The sequence below is a fragment of the Micromonospora sp. NPDC049204 genome (assembly GCF_040647935.1).
In the GTDB taxonomy this organism is placed as follows: domain Bacteria; phylum Actinomycetota; class Actinomycetes; order Mycobacteriales; family Micromonosporaceae; genus Micromonospora.
On the sequence record NZ_JBEZDC010000009.1, the window covers coordinates 70,733 to 90,754 of the forward strand.

The window sequence follows — 20,022 nt, forward strand, 5'->3', positions numbered from 1 at the left end:
CGGTGTGCGGCATCGCCCTGAGCATCGGCCCCGAGGCCGACCCGGCCACCTTCCGGCGGATGCTCGCCGTCCTCGCCCCGCGCGGCGAGGTCACCGAAACCCGCTCCGAGCGCGGGCTGCTCGCCGGCACCCGCCGCCTGCGCGTCGTCGACCGGGACCGGGCGGTGCAACCGTGGACCTCGACCGACGAGCGCTGGCTGCTCTGCTTCAACGGCGAGATCTTCAACTACCGGGAGCTGCGCGCGCAACTGACCCGCCTGGGTCAGGCGTTCCGCACCGAGGGTGACACCGAGGTGCTGCTCGCCGCGTTCCAGCAGTGGGGCGAGGCGGCGGTGACCCGACTGCGCGGCGAGTACGCGTTCGCGGCCGTGGAGCGCAGCACCGGCCGGGCCTACCTGGCCCGCGACCCACTCGGGGTCAAACCGCTGTACTGGTCCCGTCGGCCCGGCTGCCTGCACCTCGCCTCCGAGGTCAAGGCGCTCGTCGGACACGGCGCGCCGATCGTCGAGGTGCCGCCCGGGCACCACGGGTGGGTGGAGGCGGACGGGCACGTCCGCCTCAGCCCGTACGTCGACCTGCTCACCATCGGCGCGGGCCTGCCGGTCATCGACGACCCGGAGGAGGCCGCCCTGCTCGTCCGTGCCGCGCTCAGCGACGCCATCCGGATGCGGGTGGAGACCGACCTGACCGTCGGGGTGGTGCTCTCCGGTGGGCTGGACAGCTCGCTGATGCTGCGGCAGGTGCGCGACATCCACCCGGACTGCGTCGCGGTGACGGTCGGCGTCGCGGACAGCCCCGACGTCGCGTACGCCCGGCGGCTCGCCGCCGACCTCGACGTGCCGCACGTCGTGGTCGAGCTGCGCCCGCGCGACATCCGGCTCGCCGACGTGCGCGAGGCGATCCGGATCTCCGAGTTGACCGAGTACGGCGACATCATCAACGCCGTCGTGTCGGTCCCCATCTTCCGGCGCCTGCGGGACCTCGGCATCAAGGTGGTGCTGACCGGCGACGGCTCCGACGAGTTGTTCGGTGGGTACCCGATGTACCACCAGGTCGGCCCGGCCGCGGCGCGCCGGCTGTTCCTGCACCGGATCCGCAACCTGTGCCGCACCGAGTTGCAGCGGGTCGACCGGGCCGCCATGGCGTACGGGGTGGAGGCCCGGGTGCCCTTCCTCGACCTGAGCGTGGTGGAGCTGGCCATGCGGCTGCCGCTGCACCTGAAACTGCGCGACGGGCAGGAGAAGTGGATCGTCCGGCGGGCGTTCGCCGACGTGCTGCCCGACTACATCCTGCGGCGGCCGAAGAACCCGATGTCGTACTCGTCGGGGTTGCACGAGCGGGTCCGGCTCTACAAGCCGCTCTTCGCCCGGCTGCACCGCTCCTTCGGCTACGACCTTCAGGAGCCGGTGCGCCGCGACTTCGACACCGTGCTGAGCCGGTGTGGCAACGACCTCGACCGGGCCATCGCCGACGGGCTGGACCGGCCCGACTACACGGTCCTGGAGCACGCCCGTGACCTGGTCGGCGCCGCCACGTGGAACGCCGCGCCGATGGTGCGCCGGTTGGTCGGCCCGCGCCCGGCCCGGCGCTCGTCGGTCGGTTGACCCCCCGCTTGACTCTGACACCGTGTCAGGGACGAGCGTGAGGGGACCATGTTCACCATCGGAGACTTCGCCCGACTGGGCCGGGTGTCGGTGCGGATGCTGCGCCACTACGACAGCATCGGGCTGCTGCGTCCGGCCGCCGTCGACGCCCACACCGGATACCGGTTCTACCGCGCGGACCAGCTGCGCCGGCTCAACCGTGTGATCGCCCTGAAGGAGCTGGGCCTCACCCTCGAGCAGGTGCGGGTCATCGTCGACGACGCCGTCGACGTGGTGGAGCTGCGCGGCATGCTGCGGCTGCGGCGTACCCAGTTGGAAGAGCAACTGGCCGCGGACGCCGCCCGGCTGGCGGCGGTCGAGGCGAGGCTCCGGATGATCGAGTCGGAGGGCACCATGAGTACGCAGGACGTCGTCCTGAAGGAGGTCGCACCGGTGCGTGTCGCGGAGCTGACCGCGCTCGCGCCGAGTTACCAGAGCCAGGACATCGGCCCGGTGATCGGGCCGCTCTACCCGGAGTTGTTCCGCCGACTGGCCGACGCCGGGATCACGCCGACCGGACCGACGATCGCCTGGTACGAGCCGGCCGCGCCCGGCGACGGCGACGCCGTGCTGGTGCACGCCGGGGTGACCGTCGCCATCGGCGCGTCGAGTGTTCCCGACGTCGAGGTACGTGACCTTCCCGCGCTGGGCGCCGCCGCGACGATCGTCCATCATGGCGCGATGGACGACGTCGAGCAGAGCATGCAGGTGCTCGCCCGCTGGATCGACGACAACGGCTACCGCGCCGACGGCTTCGCCCGCGAGGTGTACCTGGACTACTGCCCGGAGCAGCCGGAGAAAGGCGTCACCGAGCTTCAGCTCGCGGTGCGCCGGGACTGATGGCGGCCCTGCCGTCGCGTCCGCCGCAAAAGGACGCCTCGGCAGTCGGAATTCGGACAGCCTTCGCCCATGGCTGGACACTTTCCCCGCCCGAAAATGGCCTGACCTGGGAAAACTGGTAGGAGTGGATAGAGATCCGTCACTCAACACGTGAAAGCCATTCCGTGCGTGACGGTCGAATTTCCGCCAGTCGCCCTGCGGCCGGGGGGATCAGGCGCGTGGCCGCCACGCACGATCAGCCGGTCGCCTGTCTCCTCCCCCCGCCCGCGGTGGCCCTCATCCCCGGGAGAGGGAGAAAACATCCATGTCCCCAGTGCTCCGTGCCCGTCCACGGGCCGTCACGGCCTGCGCCGCAATCCTGGCGCTGCTCGTCAGCCTGCTCGTCGCACCCACGGCGGCCTCGGCCCGCGCCCCGAGTCGCACCCCCACACCCGTGTCCGCGCCGGTGGCGGCGCCGGCCGTCACCATGGAGCGAATCGCCGAGCTGGCCGCCCCGGCGCAGCCACCGGCCGCCCCGGCCCGGCCCACCGCGTCCTGGCGTGCCGGGACGGCCACGGTGAACTGGAAGGCGCCGGCTGACCGCGGCTCGGCCCTCACCGGCTACCTGGTCACCGCGTACCGCAACGGCAAGAAGGCGAAGACCGTCACCTTCGACGCGTCGACGACCACCCAGAAGATCGAGGGTCTGACCGCCAAGGCCACCTACACCTTCACTGTCGCCGCGAAGAACGCCGAGGGCGTCGGCCCGGCCAGCAAGCGCTCCGCCGGTGCCAAGATCATGGCGTTGCCCGGCGCGCCGACCATCATCGCGGTCACCGCCGACACCGCCACGGCCCTGCTGAGCTGGACGCCTGGCCCGAACGGCGGCTCACCCATCACTGGCTACATCGTCACCCCCTGGGTCAACGGCGTGCGCCAGCCCGCCCAGACCTTCGGGGCGGCCACCACCAACACGGTCACCGGTCTGTTCCCCACCACCGCCTACCGGTTCACGGTGGCGGCCCGCACCTCCCAGGGCACCGGCCCCGAGTCCGCCCCGTCGGACGAGGTGATCGCCAACGTCTCGCCGACGCTGCTGTTCAACCACCCGAACGACGCGACTGTCGGCATCGCGTACACCGCCACCCTGAACATCACGCACGGGGTCCCGCCCTACACCTGGAGCGTCGACTCGGGCACCCTGCCGCCCGGCATCTCACTGAATCCCGTCACCAACGGCATCTCGGGCGTCCCGACCGTCGCGGGGTCCTACCCGGTGGTGATCCGGGTCATCGACGCGGACGGCGAGACCGGCACCCGGCTGATCACCCTGGTGGTCAACAAGGCGCCCCTCCTGAACTTCCCGGCGCCGCCGCTGGGTGAGGTCGACGCCCCCTACTCCGAGCAGCTCAACGTGATCGGCGGCACCGGGCCGTTCACCTGGTCGCTGCCGGCCGGTTCGCTTCCGCCCGGCCTCACCCTCGACCCGACGACCGGCCTGCTGTCCGGCCGGCCGACAACTGTCGGCGCGTTCCCGTCGACGGTCCGGGTGACCGACGCCAACGGCTTCGCCGCCAACCGGCCGATCCGGATCCTGATCCAGCCCAAGAGCGTGGCCACGCTGAGCGTGTCCACAAATGCCATCAACTTCGGCAGCTCGGTGCAGTTCCAGGTCATCGTCGGTCCCGGCGTCGCCGAGGGCAGCGTGACACTCATCGACGAGTTGCCCAACGGGGTGGAGACCCCACTGGGCACCTTCCCGCTGTCGCTCAACGTGGCGACCTTCCAGGTCTACGTGCCGGCGTTCGGGCACAACCAGTTCCGGGCGCAGTACGACGGGACCGGCCCGCTCGGCGAGGCGGTGTCCAACGAGGTCGCCATCGAGGTCTCGGCGGCACCCCGCCAGGTGGTCATCGACCAGTTCGCGCAGTCCGGCATCAGCGGCCTCGCCGACCAGTTCGTCTCCATCGTCAACGGCACGGCGATCAACCTGCCGATCGCCGGGTTCAAGGTGGAGGCCCCCGGCGGACTGTCCATCACCATCCCGGGCAGCGCGCGGCCGCTGCCGCCCAAGCGGGGCTATCTGATCGCGGCCACCAACTACTCCCTGTTCAACATCCAACCCGACCTCGTCGTCCCCAGCCTCGGCCAGGGCGGCTTCCGGCTCGTCGCACCGGACGCGGCGCACACGGTCACCGACCGGGCTGGATCGACGGCGGGCTTCTCCGAGGGCCCGCCCCTGCCCGCCTTCAACTCGCCGCCGTTCGTCCCCTACGCCTGGAACCGACTCCGCATCGGGGGCAACCTGAAGGACACCGCCAACAACGTGGCCGACTTCCGGCTGGTCGCCACCGTGATCGGGCCGATCAACGGGGTGCCGTCCACACTCGGCAGCCCCTCACCACAGAACACGCTGGGCACCTACCAGCAGAACGCCGCCGTGCAGTCGACGCTGTTCGACCCGAACGTGGCGGCGTCGGCCGCGCCGAACCGGGTCCGCACGCCGAACAGCCTGGTGATCCGGCGGACGCTCACCAACCGGTCGTCCGCGCCGATCACCCAGGCGCGGATCCGGATCACGTCGCTGAGCGCGGAGAACGGCGCACCGTATCCCGGTGGGTCGTCGCCGCAGGTGCACTCCAACCTGCGGTTGGTCAACCCGGCCAACGCGACCACGTCGATCACCATCAGTGACGGGCGGACGCTGTTCGTGCGCAACCTGTCCATGGACACGCCGGCCACCAGCCCGCCGGGTGGCGGGTTGGGCACCACCCTGACGATCCCCATCGACCTGGGTGGGCTCGCACCGGGCGCGTCGATCCACGTCGCGTTGAGCTTCGCGGTGGACACCCCCGGATCGTTCTGGGTGGCGTACGACGTGGACGCGCTCGGCGGGGGCGTCGTCCCCACGATCGCGACGTCGGCGAAGGGCGCCAAGGCGACAAAGCAGCGCGCGGCGGACGCCAAGCGGCTGAAGGAGTCGCAGAAGGTGAGCGTCGACAGGGGCACCCTGCGCTGACACTCACCGCATCGGGGTGCGGGTGGCGCGTCTCCACGAGCGCCACCCGCATCGCGTCGCCGTCCAGGACCGTTGAGCAGACGATGAGCGGGGAGATCATGCCGACACCCGGCCGCGGTGTCTACGGGCTGCTGGTGCACGGCCTGGACGGGGTGTCCGAGCTGCCCCCGGCCGAGGGCGCCGCCCTCGACTGGCCCACCGTCCGGGTCGGTCAAGTGCACGAACCGCCACCACCATCGGTGCCCCTGGACGACCGGCGGGGCACGCGGATCCTCGCCGACGGGCGAACCCTCGCCGTCGACCGGGTGCGCGGCACCGCCACCTTCTACGGGCCGCCGCTCGCCCCGGACGTGCTGGCCCACCCGTACCTCGCCCCGGTGGCGACCACAGTCAACAGGTGGGCCGGTCGGGAGACGTTCCACAGTGGCGCGTTCGTGCTCGGCGGCCGGTCCTGGGCGGTGCTCGGCCCGCGTACCGCCGGCAAGAGCAGCTTGCTCGCGGCCCTCGCCGCCGGGGGTGTGCCGATCCTGACCGACGACATCCTCGTCGTCGACGGCGGCGACGCCTTCGCCGGCCCGCGCTGTGTCGACCTGCGGCAGCCGGTGCCCGGGGTGGGCCTGCCCACCCGGCCGGTCCGGGCCGGCACCCTGCTGCGGGTGGGGTTGCCGCCGATCGCGCCCCGCGTACCGCTGGGCGGTTGGTTGTTCCTGCGCTGGGGGGCCACGGTCACCCTGACCCGGCTGCCCGGCGCCACCCTGCTGGCCCGGCTCGCCGGCCGGCGGTCGTTCGGGCAGTTGCCCTCCGACCCGGCCGCGCTGCTGGCGCTCGCCGCCCTGCCGGCGTGGGAGCTGACCCGGCCGCGCGACTGGGCCGCCCTCGCCGACACCCACCGGCTGCTGGCCGACGCCGTCACCGCCACCTCGGCCGTGGGAGCGACCCGGTGAGCGCCCGGCCGGAGGCGGTCCGCTGCCTGAGCCTCGACCGGGCCGCGGTCGGCGTCACCGCCGCACTCGCCGACCGGGGGGTGGAGGCCGTCCTGCTCAAGGGGGCCGGGCTGGCGCGCCGGCTGGGCCAGGAGGGGCACCGGGTCTACACCGACATCGACCTGCTGGTCGCCCCCGCCTCGTTCGACGCCGCGCAGCGGGCGCTCGCCGACCTCGGCTGTTCCAGCGCGCTCCCCGAGGGGCGGCCCGACCACCGGACGCACTGGTACGAGCGCCCCTGGCGGATGCCCGGCCCGCTGGCGCTCACCGTCGACCTGCACCGCGGTTTCCACGGGGTCGCCGACGCGGAGGCGTTGTGGACCGGGCTGTGGGGCTCGGCGGAACGGATCAGATTGGCCGGCGGCCTGGTTACCGTGCCGGACGAGGCGGGCACTGCCCTGCTGGTCGCCCTGCACGCCGCCGCACCGGGTCGCTCCGACCGGCCGCGTGCCGACCTGCTGCGGGCGCTTGCGGTCTTTCCCGTCGACACCTGGCGAGCGGCGGCCGACCTCGCCGCGCGGACCGGCGCGCTGCCGTCGTTCGCGCTCGGCCTGCGCCTGACGCCGGCCGGCGCGACCCTGGCCGGCACACTGGCCCTGCCCCGGCAGGGCACGCCGGCGCTGTGGCTGCGCGCCCACCGCGCCTCACCCGCTGCCCTGACGCTCGCGCAACTCGCCGAACTGCCCACTGTGGTCGACCGCCTGCGGCACCTCGGCCCGCGGTTGTTCCCGACACCGGCGTCGATGCGGCACGCCAGCCCGCTGGCCCGACGTGGCCCGGTCGGGCTGCTGCTGGCGCACCTGGGCCGGCTGGCCCGCAACGCCGGACGACTTCCGGCCGCGCTGGGCGAGGTCCGCGCGGCCCGGCGCGGCCATCGCGGCTGACCCCTGGCGGGTGCGCCGTCAACCCGCCCGGCGTCGCCTGTCGTCCCCGTCCGGCCGACGGCGTCGGTCAGGGACGCTCGACCAGCAGCCCGTGCCCGCGCAGGTCCGCCAGGAACGCGGCCACGTCGGCGCGGGCCCGCTCCCGGTCCACCGGGGCGGTCTCCACGAGTGCCGTGACCAGCTCGGCACTTGTGGCGCCGGTCGCCAGTCGTCGCCACAGCAACGCGCCGGTGGCGTCCAGCCCGAAGTAGACCGAGTTGCGGGTGTCCAGCACGACCACCTCGTCACCGGCGACCCGCCAGGCCACCCGGTCCGGGTCGACCCGGTGCACGATCTCCTGCTCTGTCACGGTGTGACCTCCACGTCGATGTCGGAACGCTCCGGCCGGCGGGCGGAGTCGGGCGGGTTGGCGGCCAGCCAGAGCTGTTGGACCAGGCTGGCGGTGCCGCCGGGGATCGGCCAGCGCGACCAGAGCGCCCGGAGCGCCTCCGTGTCCACCAACTCCTCGTCGGCGCCGGCGCCGTCCCAGGAGCTGACGAACTCCCGGGTCGGCGTCCGGAAGAACACCTCGAGGAAGCGGGCCTTGCGGCGCGGCGCGGTGACCTCGGCCGGTAGGGCGCCCTGGACGATCTCCGTCAGCAGCCGGTCCCGGCCGATGTTCCGGTGGCCGCCGTACCGCATCGTCAGCGCGGCCAGAAATCCCTCGTCGAGCAGCGGCTGGATCGCGGTCGCCCGGTGCTCGGCGACCAGCGCGGCCAGGGCCGAGCAGGTCGTTCGGAGGTCCCGCCGCCGGGTGTGCCAGGCGATCCGCTGTCCCAGGCGACGCGGTTCGGCACGCTGCTCCGCGCGCTGTGCGCGGTGCGCCTCCCGGGCGACGGTCGCCCGCAGCCACGGAAACGTCTCCGCCGGCCCCTGCCGGGTACGCGCGGCGTGCCGCAGCCACCACAGCCGGCCGCGCAGCGAGGTCGCCGGTGGGCGACGCCACCCGGCCAGGATCTGGTCGCCGCCCGCACCGGTGAGCAGCGAGCCGCCGGTGGCCAACTCGGCGATGGGCAGGTGCAGGTGCAGGTTGACCGGATGGACCACCCCGTGGCGGTGCAGCAGCCGGCGGGCCACCGGCCCGACCAGGTCCAGGTCGTCGTCGGCCCGCAGGATCTGCCAGGACCTCCCGATCCCCAGCGCCCCGATCACCCGCTGCTGCCAGTCCGACTCGTCCGCCCGGGGAGCCCCGCCGAATCGCCAGGTCACCGGGACCGGGTCCGGCAGCCCCTCCCGGCGGGCCGCCCGGACGGCCACCGCCAGGATCAGCGACGAGTCCAGCCCACCGGAGAAGCTCACCACACACGGTGGGCGGGTCAGACCGGCCAGCACGGCGGCGTCGAGCGCACCCAACGGGTCCGGTACGCCCACCGGCACGGGCCGACGCGGCCGTGGCGGGCCGACACCGAGCAGCGTTCCGGTGGCGAGGTCGAACGGTGTGGGACGGAGCATGTCGTACCTCAATCGCGTTTCAGGGCGCCGCGGCCGGCGGCGACCCGCAGCGCCCCCGCGAAGGCCCAGCTCGACAGCGGCAGCAGGAGCGCGGTGGCACCGAGCAGCGCGCCTGCCGACCAGGCCCAGTCGCCGCCGGCCAGCGCGGAGCGCAGGCCGTCCAGGGCGATCCGGCTGGGCAGCACCACGGCGAGCTCCGGCAGTGGGCCGGGAAGTTCGGAGACCGGGAAGTACGTGCCGGACACGAAGGTGAGCCCGACGACGAACAGCCGGGCGGCGGCGTCGCCGTGCCCGACGGCGACGGTGAACGCCGCGAGCGCGATGCCGATGCCGAGCACCGACGCGGTACCGGCGATCAGCAGCACCGCGACTCCCCACCAGTCGGCCCGGTCGGTGTGCAGGCCGAGCACGGTGCCGAGGATGGCCAGGTAGACGCAGGAGCGCAGCAGGGCGAACAGGAACGGGTAGCCGGCCGTCCCGATGGCCAGCGCGGTGACCGGCACGGGTTGGGCGGCCAGCACCTCCAGCGTCCCGCTGCGCTGTTCCCGGATGACCCGGCCGGTCAGCTGCGTGGTGGCGGCCTGGAGGACGAGCAGGAAGGTGATGCCGACCGCCACGAAGTCGAAGTAGCTGGGCGAGCGGGCGAGGTCGGTGCCCGCCGACGGGGTGAGCACCCGGGAGATGAACAGGAAGACGACCAGGTTCACCACCCCGAAGGCGAGGTCCAGCAGCAGCGGCAGCCGGAACTGCCGGGGGTCGCCGAGATCACGGCGGACCAGCGCGAGGACCATCGCGACCGGACCGGGGCCGGCGGCCCGGCGGCCGACCGGTCGGCTGGTGGTCGCGGCCGAGACGGCCGGCGTGGTCGGCGTCGTCATCGGAGGGCCGGGAGGGTCAGGGCGGACTGGCACCGGTCGCGGTCGTCGGCGAGGTGCGACGCGATCACGCAGGTCAGCTCGGGCCGCCGGTCGAGCGCCTGCCACAACAGCAGCCGTGACGTCTCGTCGAGGGAGCGGCCCGGCTCGTCGAGCAGCAGCAGCGCGGGCTCGGCGACGAGAGCCCGCGCGATGCTGACCCGGGCCCGCATCCCCGCCGAGCACCGTTGCACGGGCACGGTCGCGTAGCCGGCCACGTCCAGTTCGGCTTCGACCCGGGCGACGGCCGCGCGGACGGCTCGCCGGGGCAGCCGGAGTCGGGCCACGAGGGTCACGTTCTCCCGTGCCGACAGTTGCTCGTAGAGGCCCTGTTCCGGGGCGAGGCAGACAGCGGTCAGGCGCCGGGCAGGCAGTGACCCGACCTGGTGGCCGCCGACGGTGGCCTGTCCGGCGCTGAGGGTCAGCGTGCCGGACAGGCACCGCAGCAGCGTGGTCTTGCCGGAGCCGTTGTTGCCGCCCAGGAACAGCCGGGCACCGACCGGGACGTCGAGGTCCAGGTCGGTGAAGATCACCCGACGACCGAACCGGCGCTGTGCCCGGCGGATCGTGAGCAGCGGCGGTCCTCCCACGATGGCGGGCGGTGACGGGTCAGAGCGAACCGTCGCCGCCGCCGCCCAGGCCGTCGTCCGGGCCGACGGTGCCGCCCTTGGTCAACTCGGCGAGGGTGCCCAGGCGCTGGATCGTCGGCGGGCGGTAGTCCGAAGGGGTCGTCTGGGCTGTGTCCAGTTCGTGCTGCGCTGTCATCGGTTCTCCTACTCGGATCGGTGTCGAACCAGCATAAACGGTCATCTCGCGCTTCCGGTCGATAACACGTCTCGGTGGGTCAAACACCGCAACAGAGTGAGAACCATTCAATAGTGGCTCAACTAGCCAGCAGGAGCGCGCCGACCGCCGCGACCGTGCCGGTCACCGCGAGCAGCGCGCTGGTCAGCACGAACCGCCGCATCGGCACCGTCACCCCGGCCGCCCGGCACCGCTCGAACCACAGCAGGGTGGCCAGCGACGCCCAGGGGACGGCCAGCGGGCCGACGTTGGTGCCGATCAGCAGCGCCAGTAGGCGGGTGTGCTCGCCGGGCGGCAGCACCGACTCGCCGGCCAGGTAGGCCGGCAGGTTGTTGACCAGGTTGGCCAGCAACGCGCCCGTACCGCCGGCGCGCAGTTCGCCGAGCGTTCCACCGTGGCTGCCGAGCAGGTCGTCGACCAGGTCGTCCAACCCGTGCTGCCCGAGGGTCTGCACCACCAGGAACAGACCGACGACGAAGAGCAGCAGCCGCACCGGCACCAGCTTCGGGCGCAGCGTGGCGGGGGAGCGGACGACGAATCCGACGAGCACCAGCGCGAGCGCGACCGTGGAGGCCAGACCGATCTCCACCCCGGCGAGGATGCCGGCGACGAAGAGCAGACAGCCGGCGAGCGCGACGCGGTGCAGCACCGGATCCGGCGGCACGTGCCGGGCCGGCGGTACGAAACGCCCGCCGACCGGTTGGTCCCGCCACCACCACGCGTACCACAGCAGCGCCATGGTGACCGCCACGGCGGCGAGTTGCGGCAGCGCCATCCGCTCGGCGTAGGCCAACGGGGACAACCCGACCCGGTCGGCGGCCAGCAGGTTTGTCAGGTTCGACACCGGCAGCAGCAAACTCGCGGTGTTCGCCAGCCAGACCGTGGTCACCGCGAGCGGGCCGGCCGGGACGCCCAGGTTGCGGGCCAACGCGAGCAGCACCGGGGTGAGCAGCACGGCGGTGGTGTCGAGGTTGAGCACGAGGGTGGTCAGCGTGGCCAGGCCACCACAGAGCAGGAACAGCGCCGCCCACCTGCCCCGGGAGGCGATGGCCAGCCGGCTGGCCAGCACGTCGAAGACGCCGGCCACGGCGGTCAACTCGGCGAGCATGATCACGGTGCCGAGGAAGAGCAGCAGCGGCAGGATCCGGTGCAGGGTGGCGGTGGTCTCCGCCCGTGGCAGCAGCCCGCTCAGCGCGCAGGTGAGGCCGAGGACGGCGAGGACGACCGCCACCGCGTCCAGCGGGTGGGGCCGCCAGCGCGTGGTCGGCTCGGGCGGGGCTGCGGTCGTCACGTCTGACCACGTTCGCACAGCGTCCGGCCGGCGGCGTCGCCGCCCCCACTGGGGTGACGAGCCGCACCGTTGGCGGCCCGTCGCCCTGCTGATTCGCCCGTTGAAGCAGAGCAAAGGTGAACTCGGGGGCGGCCGGGGTGGGCGATGCGCCGGGGTGAAACAGCGCGGTGGACAACCGTCTACCGCTGCCATAGCGTCCAACGGGTATGCGGAGGACCCTGCCGGCCGTTGCGACGGCCCTGTTGCTCGCCCTGACGTCCTGTGCCACATCCGGGCCGGCGGGCCCGTCGCGCGTCGGGTCGCCGGCCGCCGCCCCGGCCGCTTCCCGCCAGGACGCCGCCCAGGCCGAGCAGACTATGGCCAGCCTGCGCCGGGTCGACGACCTGCCGCTGTACGAGATGACGTACGTCGGGGCATACGACCCGACGGTGGGGACCGACGCGGCCCCGCCCAGTCCGTTCGGCTGCTCGCTGTTCGTCGCCGCCGGTGACCCGGCGCGGCCGTTGTTCGCCCGCAACTTCGACTGGGACGCCAACCCGGCGCTGGTGCTGCGGACCGACCCGCCGGACGGCTACGCGGCCGTGTCGCTCGTCGACATCTCCTACCTCGGGGTCGGCGCGGACCCGGCCGGTGACCGTCGGCTGCTCGACGCGCCGCTGCTGCCCTTCGACGGCATGAACGAGCGGGGCCTCGCCGTGGGGTTGGCGGCGGACGACGCGGCGACCGCCCGCCCGGTCGCGGGCAGACCCACTGTCGGTTCGGTGCGGATCCTGCGGTTGGTGCTGGACCGGGCCGCGACGGTCGACGAGGCCGTTGCCGTGTTCACCCGGCACAACCTCGACTTCGACGGAGGGCCGCCGCTGCACTACCTGCTGGGCGACGCGTCCGGCGCATCCGCCGTGGTCGAGTTCGTGGACGGGGAGATGCGGGTGGAGCGGGGCACGGGCGGCTGGCAGGCGCTCACGAACGTGCCGGTCGCAGGGGTGCCCGAGCAGCGCCGCCGGGAGGACCGCCGGTACGGGCAGATCGCCGCCGTGCTCACCGACGCGGGCGCGGTGGTGGACGCCGACGCGGCGCACCGCATCCTCGCCGCCGTTCGGCAGGGGCATACCCGTTGGTCGGTGACGTACGGCCTGCGCAGCGGTGAGGTTCGACTGATCACCGCGGGCGGTGGCGAGCGCCGTTACCAGTTGGCCGTGCGCTGACGCGCGTACCCCCTGGGAACGTGGACGGGCCCGGCCCTGCGGATTCGAGGGCCGGGCCCGGTGTCGTGCTTGGTGCCTACCAGCCGAGGAAGCTGGGCTGGGTCTGCACGTTGAGCTCGTTGTAACGGGTCAGCTTGGCCGTCCAGGTCCGCCAGTCGTTCAGCTCCAGGACGTCCAGGCCCTTCACCATGTCGTTGGAGTAGATGTGGCCGTTGTAGTAGTACGCCGACCAGGTGCCACCACCGACGGGCAGGGTTGCCGAGAGCGGGCCACGCTCCCAGAAGGCGATCTCCTTCGGGTTGGCCGAGTCGGTGAAGTCCCAGACCGAGATGCCGCCCTGGTACCACGCCTGGACCATGATGTCGCGACCGAGCACCGGCACCAACGAGCCGTTGTGTGCCACGCAGTTCTCGGTGGCCGCGTTGACCCGCGGGATCTTGTAGTAGCTGCGGAAGGTCATCGTCCGGGCGTCGCCGCGGCCGGCGATGTCGTAGATGGCGTCCGCGCCCCGGTTCGGTCCGATGGCCTCGTTGCAGGTCGCCGCCCCGCCGCCACCCAGCTCGTCGGTGAAGATCACCTTGGTGCCGGAGTTGTTGAACGTGGCGGAGTGCCAGAACGCGAAGTTGACGGTGTCCCGGACCCGGTTGATGACCCGGGGCGCCTCCCGGTTCTTGATGTCGAGCAGGATGCCGTCACCCATGCAGGCGCCGGCGGCCAGGTCCTTCGACGGGTAGGCGGTGATGTCGTGGCAACCGGTCGTCGCCGAGCCGGTCCCGCTGCCGGGGAAGCCGCCGTCCGGGAAGAGGTTCGGCGTCGCCACCACGGCGGCGTCGGTGGGCTTCTTCAGCGGCACCTTGATGATCGAGATGGAGTCGTGCGGCGGTTGGCAGTCCGGGAACTCGGCCCGCGGGCTGTACGACGAGACGTACAGGTAGATGGCCTTGCGGTCCTTGCCCGGCACCAGGGTGTGGGTGTGCGAGCCGCAGGCCGTCTCGACGGACTTGATGTAGCGGGGGTTGGCCTTGTCCCTGATGTCGAAGACCTTGATGCCCTCCCAGGACCCCTTCACGTCCGCCCCCTGCGTGGTGCTGTTGCAGGAGTCGTCGCTGCGCGACGAGTCGGTGGAGAGGAAGAGCAGGTCACCGTGCACGGAGATGTCGTTCTGCGACCCCGGGCAGAGCACCCGGGCCGTGACCGTCGGGGCGCTGGGCCGCGAGATGTCGTAGATGACGAAGCCGTTGTAGTTGCCGGCGAACGCGTACTTGCCCTGGAAGGCGATGTCGCTGTTCGTCGCGTCCAGTGGGGCGACCTTGGGCACGTTGGCGATCTGCCGCAGGTTGGGGCTGCTGACGATCTCGTCGACGCCGGGGATCGCGTTGGTGGTGGGGGCCGACGGCGGTGCCACCTGGGCGTTGCCGGGCGGGGCGACGAGCGCGCTGGCGACGAGGAGCCCGGTTGTGGCGAGCGCCACGATGCGCAGGTGTCGTGGCCGTGGCATGTGGAGTCTGATCATCGGCGAGGCCCTTCGCAAGGGGGAGATGATTGTCGACACCTTACCGTCCGACGAAGAACGTCGATGTGATGCGGGTCACATCAAAGTGCCTGCGTCAATGGATAGCATCGCGATGACCTCGACTCCAGGGAGTGGCCCATGACCGATCGGCGCGCACGAACCCTGGCGATCGTCACACTGGCGTTCCTGCTCGCGCTTGTGACAGTCGTCGTGAGCCGCGCCGGCGGCGACGCCCCGACCGGCGCTGCCCAGTCCGCATCCGCGCCCGCCACCTCCGCCTCGCCGACGGTCAGCCCGGTCCCCACCGACCTGACCGTCATCGCGCCCGGCCGCCCGGGTGAGGCCGCGGCCACCCGCGCGGCCCACGAGGTCCGCGACGCGGGTCCCGCACCGCACAACTCGCTGGACGTGTTGTTCGTCCGGATGATGATCCCGCACCACGCGCAGGCCCTCGCGATGGCGGAACTCGCCCCGGACCGCGCGGCCGACCCCGACATCCGCGCCCTCGCCGAGCGCATCAGGGCCAGCCAGGGACCGGAGATGGGCATGATGCGGGGCTGGTTGCAGACCCGCGGCCTCCCGGCGGAGGTCGAGGGGCACGACCACGGCGCCATGCGCGGCATGCAGTCACCCGAGGCGATGCGGCAGCTCACCGCCAGCCGTGGCCCCGACTTCGACCGGCTCTTCGTCCAGATGATGACCGCGCACCACGAGGGTGCCATCGAGATGGCCACCAACCTGCTGACCGTCGGTTCCGACCTCACGCTCAACGAGTTCGCCACCTCGGTCGCCACCGAGCAGACCGTCGAGATCGACCGCATGCGCGAGGTCCTCGGCCGCTGACCCGCGCCGGACCGCGCGCGAACCGGTCCGGCCAAGGCGCGAGGACCCGTCGACCGGCACGTACGCTGGGTGACCGTGGAACGCACGATGTTCGGTCGCCCGCTGCGCGGCGTCGCCTTCGACGTGTCCGTTTCCGTCGTGGTGGCCCTCATCGGCCTGGCCGGCGCGGCGAACCTGGCGGGCGGTTGGGCGGCCGCGCTGGTCTGTCTGGGGATGGCCGTGGCGCTGCTGTTCCGCCGCGCGCACCCGGGCGCGGTGACCGTGGTGATCGCCGCGCTCGGCCTGGTGCAGGTGATCGCCCGGTGGGGTCCGCTGCCGTTCGACGTCGCCGTCCTGATCGCGCTCTACAGCGTGGTGAAGTACGGCGAGCGGCTGCGAGCGGCGGTGCTCGCCGGTGCGGTCGCCGCCGTGGGAGTGGTGCTCGCCGCCGTGCAGACGCCGGGCGTGATCAGCTGGTGGGTGACCGCGCTGTGGTACGCGCTGGTCACCGGCGCGGTGTGGCTGGTCGCGCTGAACGTGCGGACCCGCCGGCTCTACGTGCTCAGCCTGGAGGAACGAGCCACCACCCTGGAACGCGAACGGGAGGCCGAGTCCCGGGCGGCGGTCGCCGAGGAGCGCACCCGGATCGCTCGTGAGCTGCACGACGTCGTCGCCCACAGCCTGGCGGTGATGATCGTCCAGGCCGACGGCGCCCGGTTCATGCTCGACCGTGACCCCGCGCAGGCCCGCACCGCCGTGAAGGTGGTCGCGGACACCGGGCGGTCGGCGCTGGAGGAGATGCGCCGGTTGGTCGGCGTCCTGCGCGACGCTGGCCCGTCCGGCGGCGACGGGCTCGTGGCGGCCGCCGACCCGGAGCACCGGCGCCTGGCGCTGGCCGAGCTGCCCGACCTGCTGGCCCGCTTCGGTGACGCCGGGCTGCACATCCGCAGCACCGTCACCGGCGAACAGCCGGCCCTGCCTCAGGGGTTGGAGCTGACCGTCTACCGGGTGGTGCAGGAGGCGCTGACGAACGCGCTCAAGCACGCCGGCGTCGGCGCCGTCGTCGAGGTCGCCCTGACCCACACCGCCGAGGCCGTCGTGGTCCGGGTGCGCGACGACGGTCGGGGTCGCCCGTTGGTCAGCCCGGCGCCGTCCGGCGGTCACGGTCTGCTCGGCATGCGGGAGCGGGTGACGGTGTACGACGGCAGCCTCACCGCCGGCCCCCGGCCGGCCGGGGGCTGGCAGCTCGAGGTCCGGCTACCGCTACCGTCGGAGCCGGCAACGGAGGTGATCGCGGCATGACGGTCCGGGTGGTGATCGTGGACGACCAGGCGCTGGTGCGCGCCGGGTTCCGGATGGTGCTGGGCTCCCAGCCCGACCTGGAGGTGGTCGGGGAGGCGATCGACGGCGCGGACGCCCTGCGGGTGCTCGCCCGCACCGAGGCCGACGTGGTCGTGATGGACATCCGGATGCCCACCATGGACGGCGTGGAGGCGACCCGGCAGCTCTGCGCCGGCCGGCCCGCGGGCCCGCCCCGGGTGTTGGTGCTGACCACCTTCGACACCGAGGCGGACGCGTTCGCCGCCCTCCAGGCCGGGGCGAGCGGGTTCCTGCTCAAGAACGTCCCGCCGGAGGAGCTGCTGGCCGCGATCCGGGTGGTGGCCCAGGGCGACTCGGTGGTGGCCCCGTCGATCACCCGGCGGTTGCTGGACCGGTTCGCCGGGCAGCTCGGCGCCGCCCCGAGCGCGGACCCGCGCCTCACGCAGCTCACCGAGCGGGAGCGGGAGGTGCTGCTGCTTGTCGCACAGGGCCTGTCCAACGCGGAGATCGCCGCCCGGGTGCACGTGGCCGAGGCGACGGTGAAGACCCACGTCGGTCGGATCCTGGCGAAGCTCCAGCTGCGCGACCGGGTCCAGGCGGTGGTCCTGGCGTACGAGAGCGGGCTGGTGACACCCGGCGGATGACGCCGCGTACGACCTGGGGCGTAGGGGGCGGTGGGCGCACCGCGACCCGGGACGCACGCAGGTCGAGAGTGCAGGTGGAGATCCACCGACCGGCGGCGACCATAGCGTCGGAGGGGTCCGATCCGCCACCTGCACCGGGAGCCCCGCATGATCCGCCTGACCCTGCGCTCGTTGCGTGCCGAGGCGCTGCGCATGCTGCTCTCCGCGCTGGCCGTCGTGCTCGGTGTCGCGTTCGTCGCCGGCACGATGATCTTCGTAGACGGGATGCGGACCGGGGCGTACGAGCGGGCCGGCACCTTCGACCGGCACACCGACCTGGGGGTCTACGCGACAGGCGCGGAGTTGCTGCCGCCGGCCCTCGTCGATGAGGTGCGGGCGGTCGACGGGGTGGCCGCCGCGGCCGGTGAGCTGACCAACACCGCCGGGATCGTCGGCTCCGACGGCCGTCCGGTGCTCGGCTTCACCATGCTCGTGGCCATCCCCACCGAGCAGGCTCTGCGCTCGTACGACGTGGTCGCCGGCCGGCTGCCCGACCGGGCCGGGGAGGTGGTGCTCGACGCGCCGACGGCGACCGAGGAGGGCTTCGCCCTCGGCGACGAGGTTCGCGTCGGCGGCAGTGGCGGCGCGGCCCGCCCGTACACCCTGGTGGGCACCGTCGACGTGGCCGGCACCGTGCGCGATGTGGGAGGCCCGTTCGTCGGCCTGGTCGGGCCGGACGCGTTGGCCCTCACCGGCCAGCGGGGGTACGGCCGCATCATGGTGGCGGCCCGACCGGGCGCCTCCGTCGCGGCGGTGACCGAGCGGGTCCGTGCCGTGGCCGGCGGCGACACCACCGTGAAGAGTCGCCAGCGGATCCTCGACGAGGCCGTCGAGGAGTCGGTCCGCAATGTGGACCAGTTCCGGATGCTGCTGTTGATCTTTGTGGGGGTCGCGGTGGTGGTGGCCGGCTTCGTGATCGCCAACACCTTCGCGATCGTGCTGGCACAGCGCACCCGGCGCACCGCCCTGTTGCGCCTGATCGGCGCCACCCGGGGGCAGGTGTTCCGGGCCGCCCTGCTGGAGTCGGCGGTGCTCGGGCTGGCCGCCTCCGCACTCGGGGTGCTGCTCGGGGTGGCCCTCGCCGCCGGACTGCGGCTGCTGATGTCCCATCTGGACGTGCCGGGCACCGGTGGTCTGACCGTGACCGGTTCGACGGTGCTGACCGGCCTGCTGTTGGGCACCGCGCTCACCGTGTGCGCCGCCCTGTTCCCGGCCTGGCGGGGCACCCGGATCGCGCCGGTGGCCGCGCTCACCGACGCCGCGGTGCAGCCGAGCCGGGGCGCCGGCCGGGTTCGGTTGGCCTTCGGCGCGGTGCTGCTGGCCGTCGGTGTCGCCGCGCTGGCCGGTGCCGCCAGCGCCGGCCAGTTGGTGCTGGTGGCGGCCGGCGGGGTGCTGACCTTCTTCGGGATCGTGCTGTTCGGGCCGGTGCTCGTCCCGGCGCTGGCCCGGGTGTTCGGCTGGCCGGCCCGTCGCGTCCTGGGGGCGACCGGCGCGCTGGCGGTGGCCAACACGGTCCGCAATCCGCGGCGGGTCGCCGCGACCGCCACCGCCCTGGTGATCGGGATCGGACTGGTGTCGGCCTTCGTGGTCGGCGCGCGTAGCACCAAGGACGGCATCGAGCGCAGCGTGGACGCCCAGATCGGGACGGACTTCGTGGTCAGCGGAATCGGCCAGGAACTCCCGGCCGCGCTCACCGGCGAGCTTGCCGCCCGACCCGAGTTGGGGGTGGTGCACGAGCAGCGCCACACCGTCGTCGCCGGCGTCGAGATCCGGGCGGCCCACCCGGCGCTGGTCAGCCGGACGCTGGGCGGGGTGCTGACCGGCGACGCCACCCGGGTGGGTCCCGGGCAGGTGCTTGTCCACCGGGAGTTGGCGCAGGCACGCGGCCTGGAGGTCGGCTCCCCGGTGACCGTCGCGGACCGGTCGTTCCGGGTGGCGGCGGTGGTCACCGACGACACACCCGCCGACGGCGCGCCCGCGGGTCACGTCATCGACATGGCCGACGCGGACTTCGCCGCGCTCTTCCCCGGTCAGCGCGGCTTCCTGGCCGAGATCGACCCCGCCGCCGGGGTGAGCGCCGAGCGGGCCCGGGACGTGGTCGAGGCGGTGCTGGCCAGCTACCCGACGGTGAACCTGATGGACCAGGGCGCGTACAAGAAGATGCTCACCGGCACGGTGGACATGGTGCTCGGCTTCGTCACCGCGCTGCTCGGCCTGGCCGTGGTGATCGCCCTGGTCGGCGTGGCGAACACGCTGAGCCTGTCGGTGGTCGAGCGGACCAGGGAGAACGCCGTGCTGCGGGCGGTCGGGCTCACCCGAGGACGGATGCGGGCGGTGCTCGCCGTCGAGGCGGTGCTGATGGCACTGGTCGGTGCGGTGCTCGGCGTCGGGCTGGGCACCGGCGTCAGCGCCTCCGCGATGGCCCTGTTGACCCGCCTCGGCGGGGACTTCCACCTGGTGCTGCCGTTCGGCCAGCTCGGGCTGATCCTCGGCGTCGCGGTGCTGGCCGCCCTGCTCGCCTCGGTCCTGCCGGCCCGCCGGGCGCTGTCCCGCCCGGTCGTCGAGGCGCTCGCCGACCAGTGACCGACGCTGGACCCGCCGGCGGTGCCGCCGTCCGCTGCGTCCAGCGGT

At 73.1% G+C, this 20,022-nt stretch carries 17 protein-coding genes; 10 read left to right on the top strand and 7 right to left on the bottom strand.

The features are described from left to right. The first annotated feature begins 2 nt into the window (after positions 1–2). The 5 genes from AB0A90_RS18640 to AB0A90_RS18660 all read left to right on the top strand — a co-directional run bounded on the left by AB0A90_RS18640 (position 3) and on the right by AB0A90_RS18660 (position 7,348). Positions 3–1,604 (top strand): asparagine synthase-related protein, encoded by a 1,602-nt coding sequence (locus tag AB0A90_RS18640; protein ID WP_357248995.1) that lies wholly within the window; start codon positions 3–5, stop codon positions 1,602–1,604. A gap of 48 nt (positions 1,605–1,652) precedes the next feature. Beyond that, positions 1,653–2,483, top strand: a complete 831-nt coding sequence (locus AB0A90_RS18645; RefSeq protein ID WP_357248998.1) for a MerR family transcriptional regulator — start codon at positions 1,653–1,655, stop codon at positions 2,481–2,483. A gap of 304 nt (positions 2,484–2,787) precedes the next feature. Continuing rightward, positions 2,788–5,481, top strand: a complete 2,694-nt coding sequence (locus AB0A90_RS18650; RefSeq protein ID WP_357249001.1) for a fibronectin type III domain-containing protein — start codon at positions 2,788–2,790, stop codon at positions 5,479–5,481. Positions 5,482–5,564: 83 nt separating this feature from the next. After that, entirely contained in the window at positions 5,565–6,425 is an 861-nt protein-coding gene (locus tag AB0A90_RS18655; RefSeq protein WP_357249004.1) for a hypothetical protein, read from the top strand. After that, positions 6,422–7,348, top strand: a complete 927-nt coding sequence (locus AB0A90_RS18660; protein ID WP_357249007.1) for a nucleotidyltransferase family protein — start codon at positions 6,422–6,424, stop codon at positions 7,346–7,348. Before AB0A90_RS18655 ends, AB0A90_RS18660 begins: the two co-directional genes overlap by 4 nt. Positions 7,349–7,415: 67 nt before the next feature. Here the strand turns inward: AB0A90_RS18660 and AB0A90_RS18665 are convergent, their stop codons facing one another. The 6 genes from AB0A90_RS18665 to AB0A90_RS18690 all read right to left on the bottom strand — a co-directional run bounded on the left by AB0A90_RS18665 (position 7,416) and on the right by AB0A90_RS18690 (position 11,848). Beyond that, positions 7,416–7,697, bottom strand: coding sequence for a PqqD family protein (locus tag AB0A90_RS18665; protein ID WP_357249010.1), 282 nt, complete (start codon positions 7,695–7,697; stop codon positions 7,416–7,418). After that, positions 7,694–8,839 (bottom strand): asparagine synthase-related protein, encoded by a 1,146-nt coding sequence (locus tag AB0A90_RS18670; protein WP_357249013.1) that lies wholly within the window; start codon positions 8,837–8,839, stop codon positions 7,694–7,696. The genes AB0A90_RS18665 and AB0A90_RS18670 overlap by 4 nt, the downstream gene beginning before the upstream one ends. A gap of 8 nt (positions 8,840–8,847) precedes the next feature. Next, positions 8,848–9,717 (bottom strand): ABC transporter permease, encoded by an 870-nt coding sequence (locus AB0A90_RS18675; RefSeq protein WP_357249016.1) that lies wholly within the window; start codon positions 9,715–9,717, stop codon positions 8,848–8,850. Further along, the gene (locus AB0A90_RS18680; RefSeq protein WP_357249019.1) at positions 9,714–10,343 is read right to left on the bottom strand and encodes an ATP-binding cassette domain-containing protein; all 630 of its coding nucleotides are present in this window, start codon (positions 10,341–10,343) and stop codon (positions 9,714–9,716) included. Before AB0A90_RS18680 ends, AB0A90_RS18675 begins: the two co-directional genes overlap by 4 nt. Before the next feature lie 19 nt (positions 10,344–10,362). Further along, complete coding sequence (locus AB0A90_RS18685; RefSeq protein ID WP_357249022.1) at positions 10,363–10,518, bottom strand: lasso RiPP family leader peptide-containing protein; 156 nt, start codon at positions 10,516–10,518, stop codon at positions 10,363–10,365. Between the two features lie 118 nt (positions 10,519–10,636). Beyond that, on the bottom strand, positions 10,637–11,848 hold the full coding sequence (locus AB0A90_RS18690; RefSeq protein ID WP_357249025.1) for an SLC13 family permease: 1,212 nt from the start codon (positions 11,846–11,848) through the stop codon (positions 10,637–10,639). 206 nt (positions 11,849–12,054) lie between these two features. On the opposite strand from AB0A90_RS18690, the gene AB0A90_RS18695 reads away from it, so the two are divergent. Beyond that, positions 12,055–13,053 carry a linear amide C-N hydrolase gene (locus AB0A90_RS18695; protein WP_357249028.1) on the top strand — a complete coding sequence of 333 codons (999 nt, stop codon included), beginning with the start codon at positions 12,055–12,057 and terminating at the stop codon, positions 13,051–13,053. Between the two features lie 76 nt (positions 13,054–13,129). Here the strand turns inward: AB0A90_RS18695 and AB0A90_RS18700 are convergent, their stop codons facing one another. After that, positions 13,130–14,566, bottom strand: coding sequence for a hypothetical protein (locus AB0A90_RS18700; RefSeq protein WP_357249030.1), 1,437 nt, complete (start codon positions 14,564–14,566; stop codon positions 13,130–13,132). 138 nt (positions 14,567–14,704) lie between these two features. Between AB0A90_RS18700 and AB0A90_RS18705 the strand changes: the two genes are divergently transcribed. The 4 genes from AB0A90_RS18705 (at position 14,705) to AB0A90_RS18720 (ending at position 19,974) form a co-directional block, all read left to right on the top strand. Continuing rightward, positions 14,705–15,409 carry a DUF305 domain-containing protein gene (locus tag AB0A90_RS18705; protein ID WP_357249033.1) on the top strand — a complete coding sequence of 235 codons (705 nt, stop codon included), beginning with the start codon at positions 14,705–14,707 and terminating at the stop codon, positions 15,407–15,409. Positions 15,410–15,478: 69 nt separating this feature from the next. Next, entirely contained in the window at positions 15,479–16,690 is a 1,212-nt protein-coding gene (locus tag AB0A90_RS18710; RefSeq protein WP_357249036.1) for a sensor histidine kinase, read from the top strand. Beyond that, the gene (locus tag AB0A90_RS18715) at positions 16,687–17,352 is read left to right on the top strand and encodes a response regulator transcription factor (RefSeq protein ID WP_357249038.1); all 666 of its coding nucleotides are present in this window, start codon (positions 16,687–16,689) and stop codon (positions 17,350–17,352) included. Before AB0A90_RS18710 ends, AB0A90_RS18715 begins: the two co-directional genes overlap by 4 nt. A 147-nt stretch (positions 17,353–17,499) precedes the next feature. Then, positions 17,500–19,974, top strand: a complete 2,475-nt coding sequence (locus AB0A90_RS18720) for an ABC transporter permease (RefSeq protein ID WP_357249041.1) — start codon at positions 17,500–17,502, stop codon at positions 19,972–19,974. Positions 19,975–20,022 lie beyond the last annotated feature (48 nt).

Bases quoted from the DNA above. Each gene is read 5' to 3' on its own strand.
- AB0A90_RS18675 (WP_357249016.1), bottom strand. From the start codon at position 9,717: ATGACGACGCCGACCACGCCGGCCGTCTCGGCCGCGACCACCAGCCGA.
- AB0A90_RS18720 (WP_357249041.1), top strand. From the start codon at position 17,500: ATGATCCGCCTGACCCTGCGCTCGTTGCGTGCCGAGGCGCTGCGCATG.
- AB0A90_RS18650 (WP_357249001.1), top strand. From the start codon at position 2,788: ATGTCCCCAGTGCTCCGTGCCCGTCCACGGGCCGTCACGGCCTGCGCC.
- AB0A90_RS18685 (WP_357249022.1), bottom strand. From the start codon at position 10,518: ATGACAGCGCAGCACGAACTGGACACAGCCCAGACGACCCCTTCGGAC.
- AB0A90_RS18695 (WP_357249028.1), top strand. From the start codon at position 12,055: ATGCGGAGGACCCTGCCGGCCGTTGCGACGGCCCTGTTGCTCGCCCTG.
- AB0A90_RS18645 (WP_357248998.1), top strand. From the start codon at position 1,653: ATGTTCACCATCGGAGACTTCGCCCGACTGGGCCGGGTGTCGGTGCGG.
- AB0A90_RS18705 (WP_357249033.1), top strand. From the start codon at position 14,705: ATGACCGATCGGCGCGCACGAACCCTGGCGATCGTCACACTGGCGTTC.
- AB0A90_RS18670 (WP_357249013.1), bottom strand. From the start codon at position 8,839: ATGCTCCGTCCCACACCGTTCGACCTCGCCACCGGAACGCTGCTCGGT.
- AB0A90_RS18715 (WP_357249038.1), top strand. From the start codon at position 16,687: ATGACGGTCCGGGTGGTGATCGTGGACGACCAGGCGCTGGTGCGCGCC.
- AB0A90_RS18655 (WP_357249004.1), top strand. From the start codon at position 5,565: ATGAGCGGGGAGATCATGCCGACACCCGGCCGCGGTGTCTACGGGCTG.
- AB0A90_RS18700 (WP_357249030.1), bottom strand. From the start codon at position 14,566: ATGATCAGACTCCACATGCCACGGCCACGACACCTGCGCATCGTGGCG.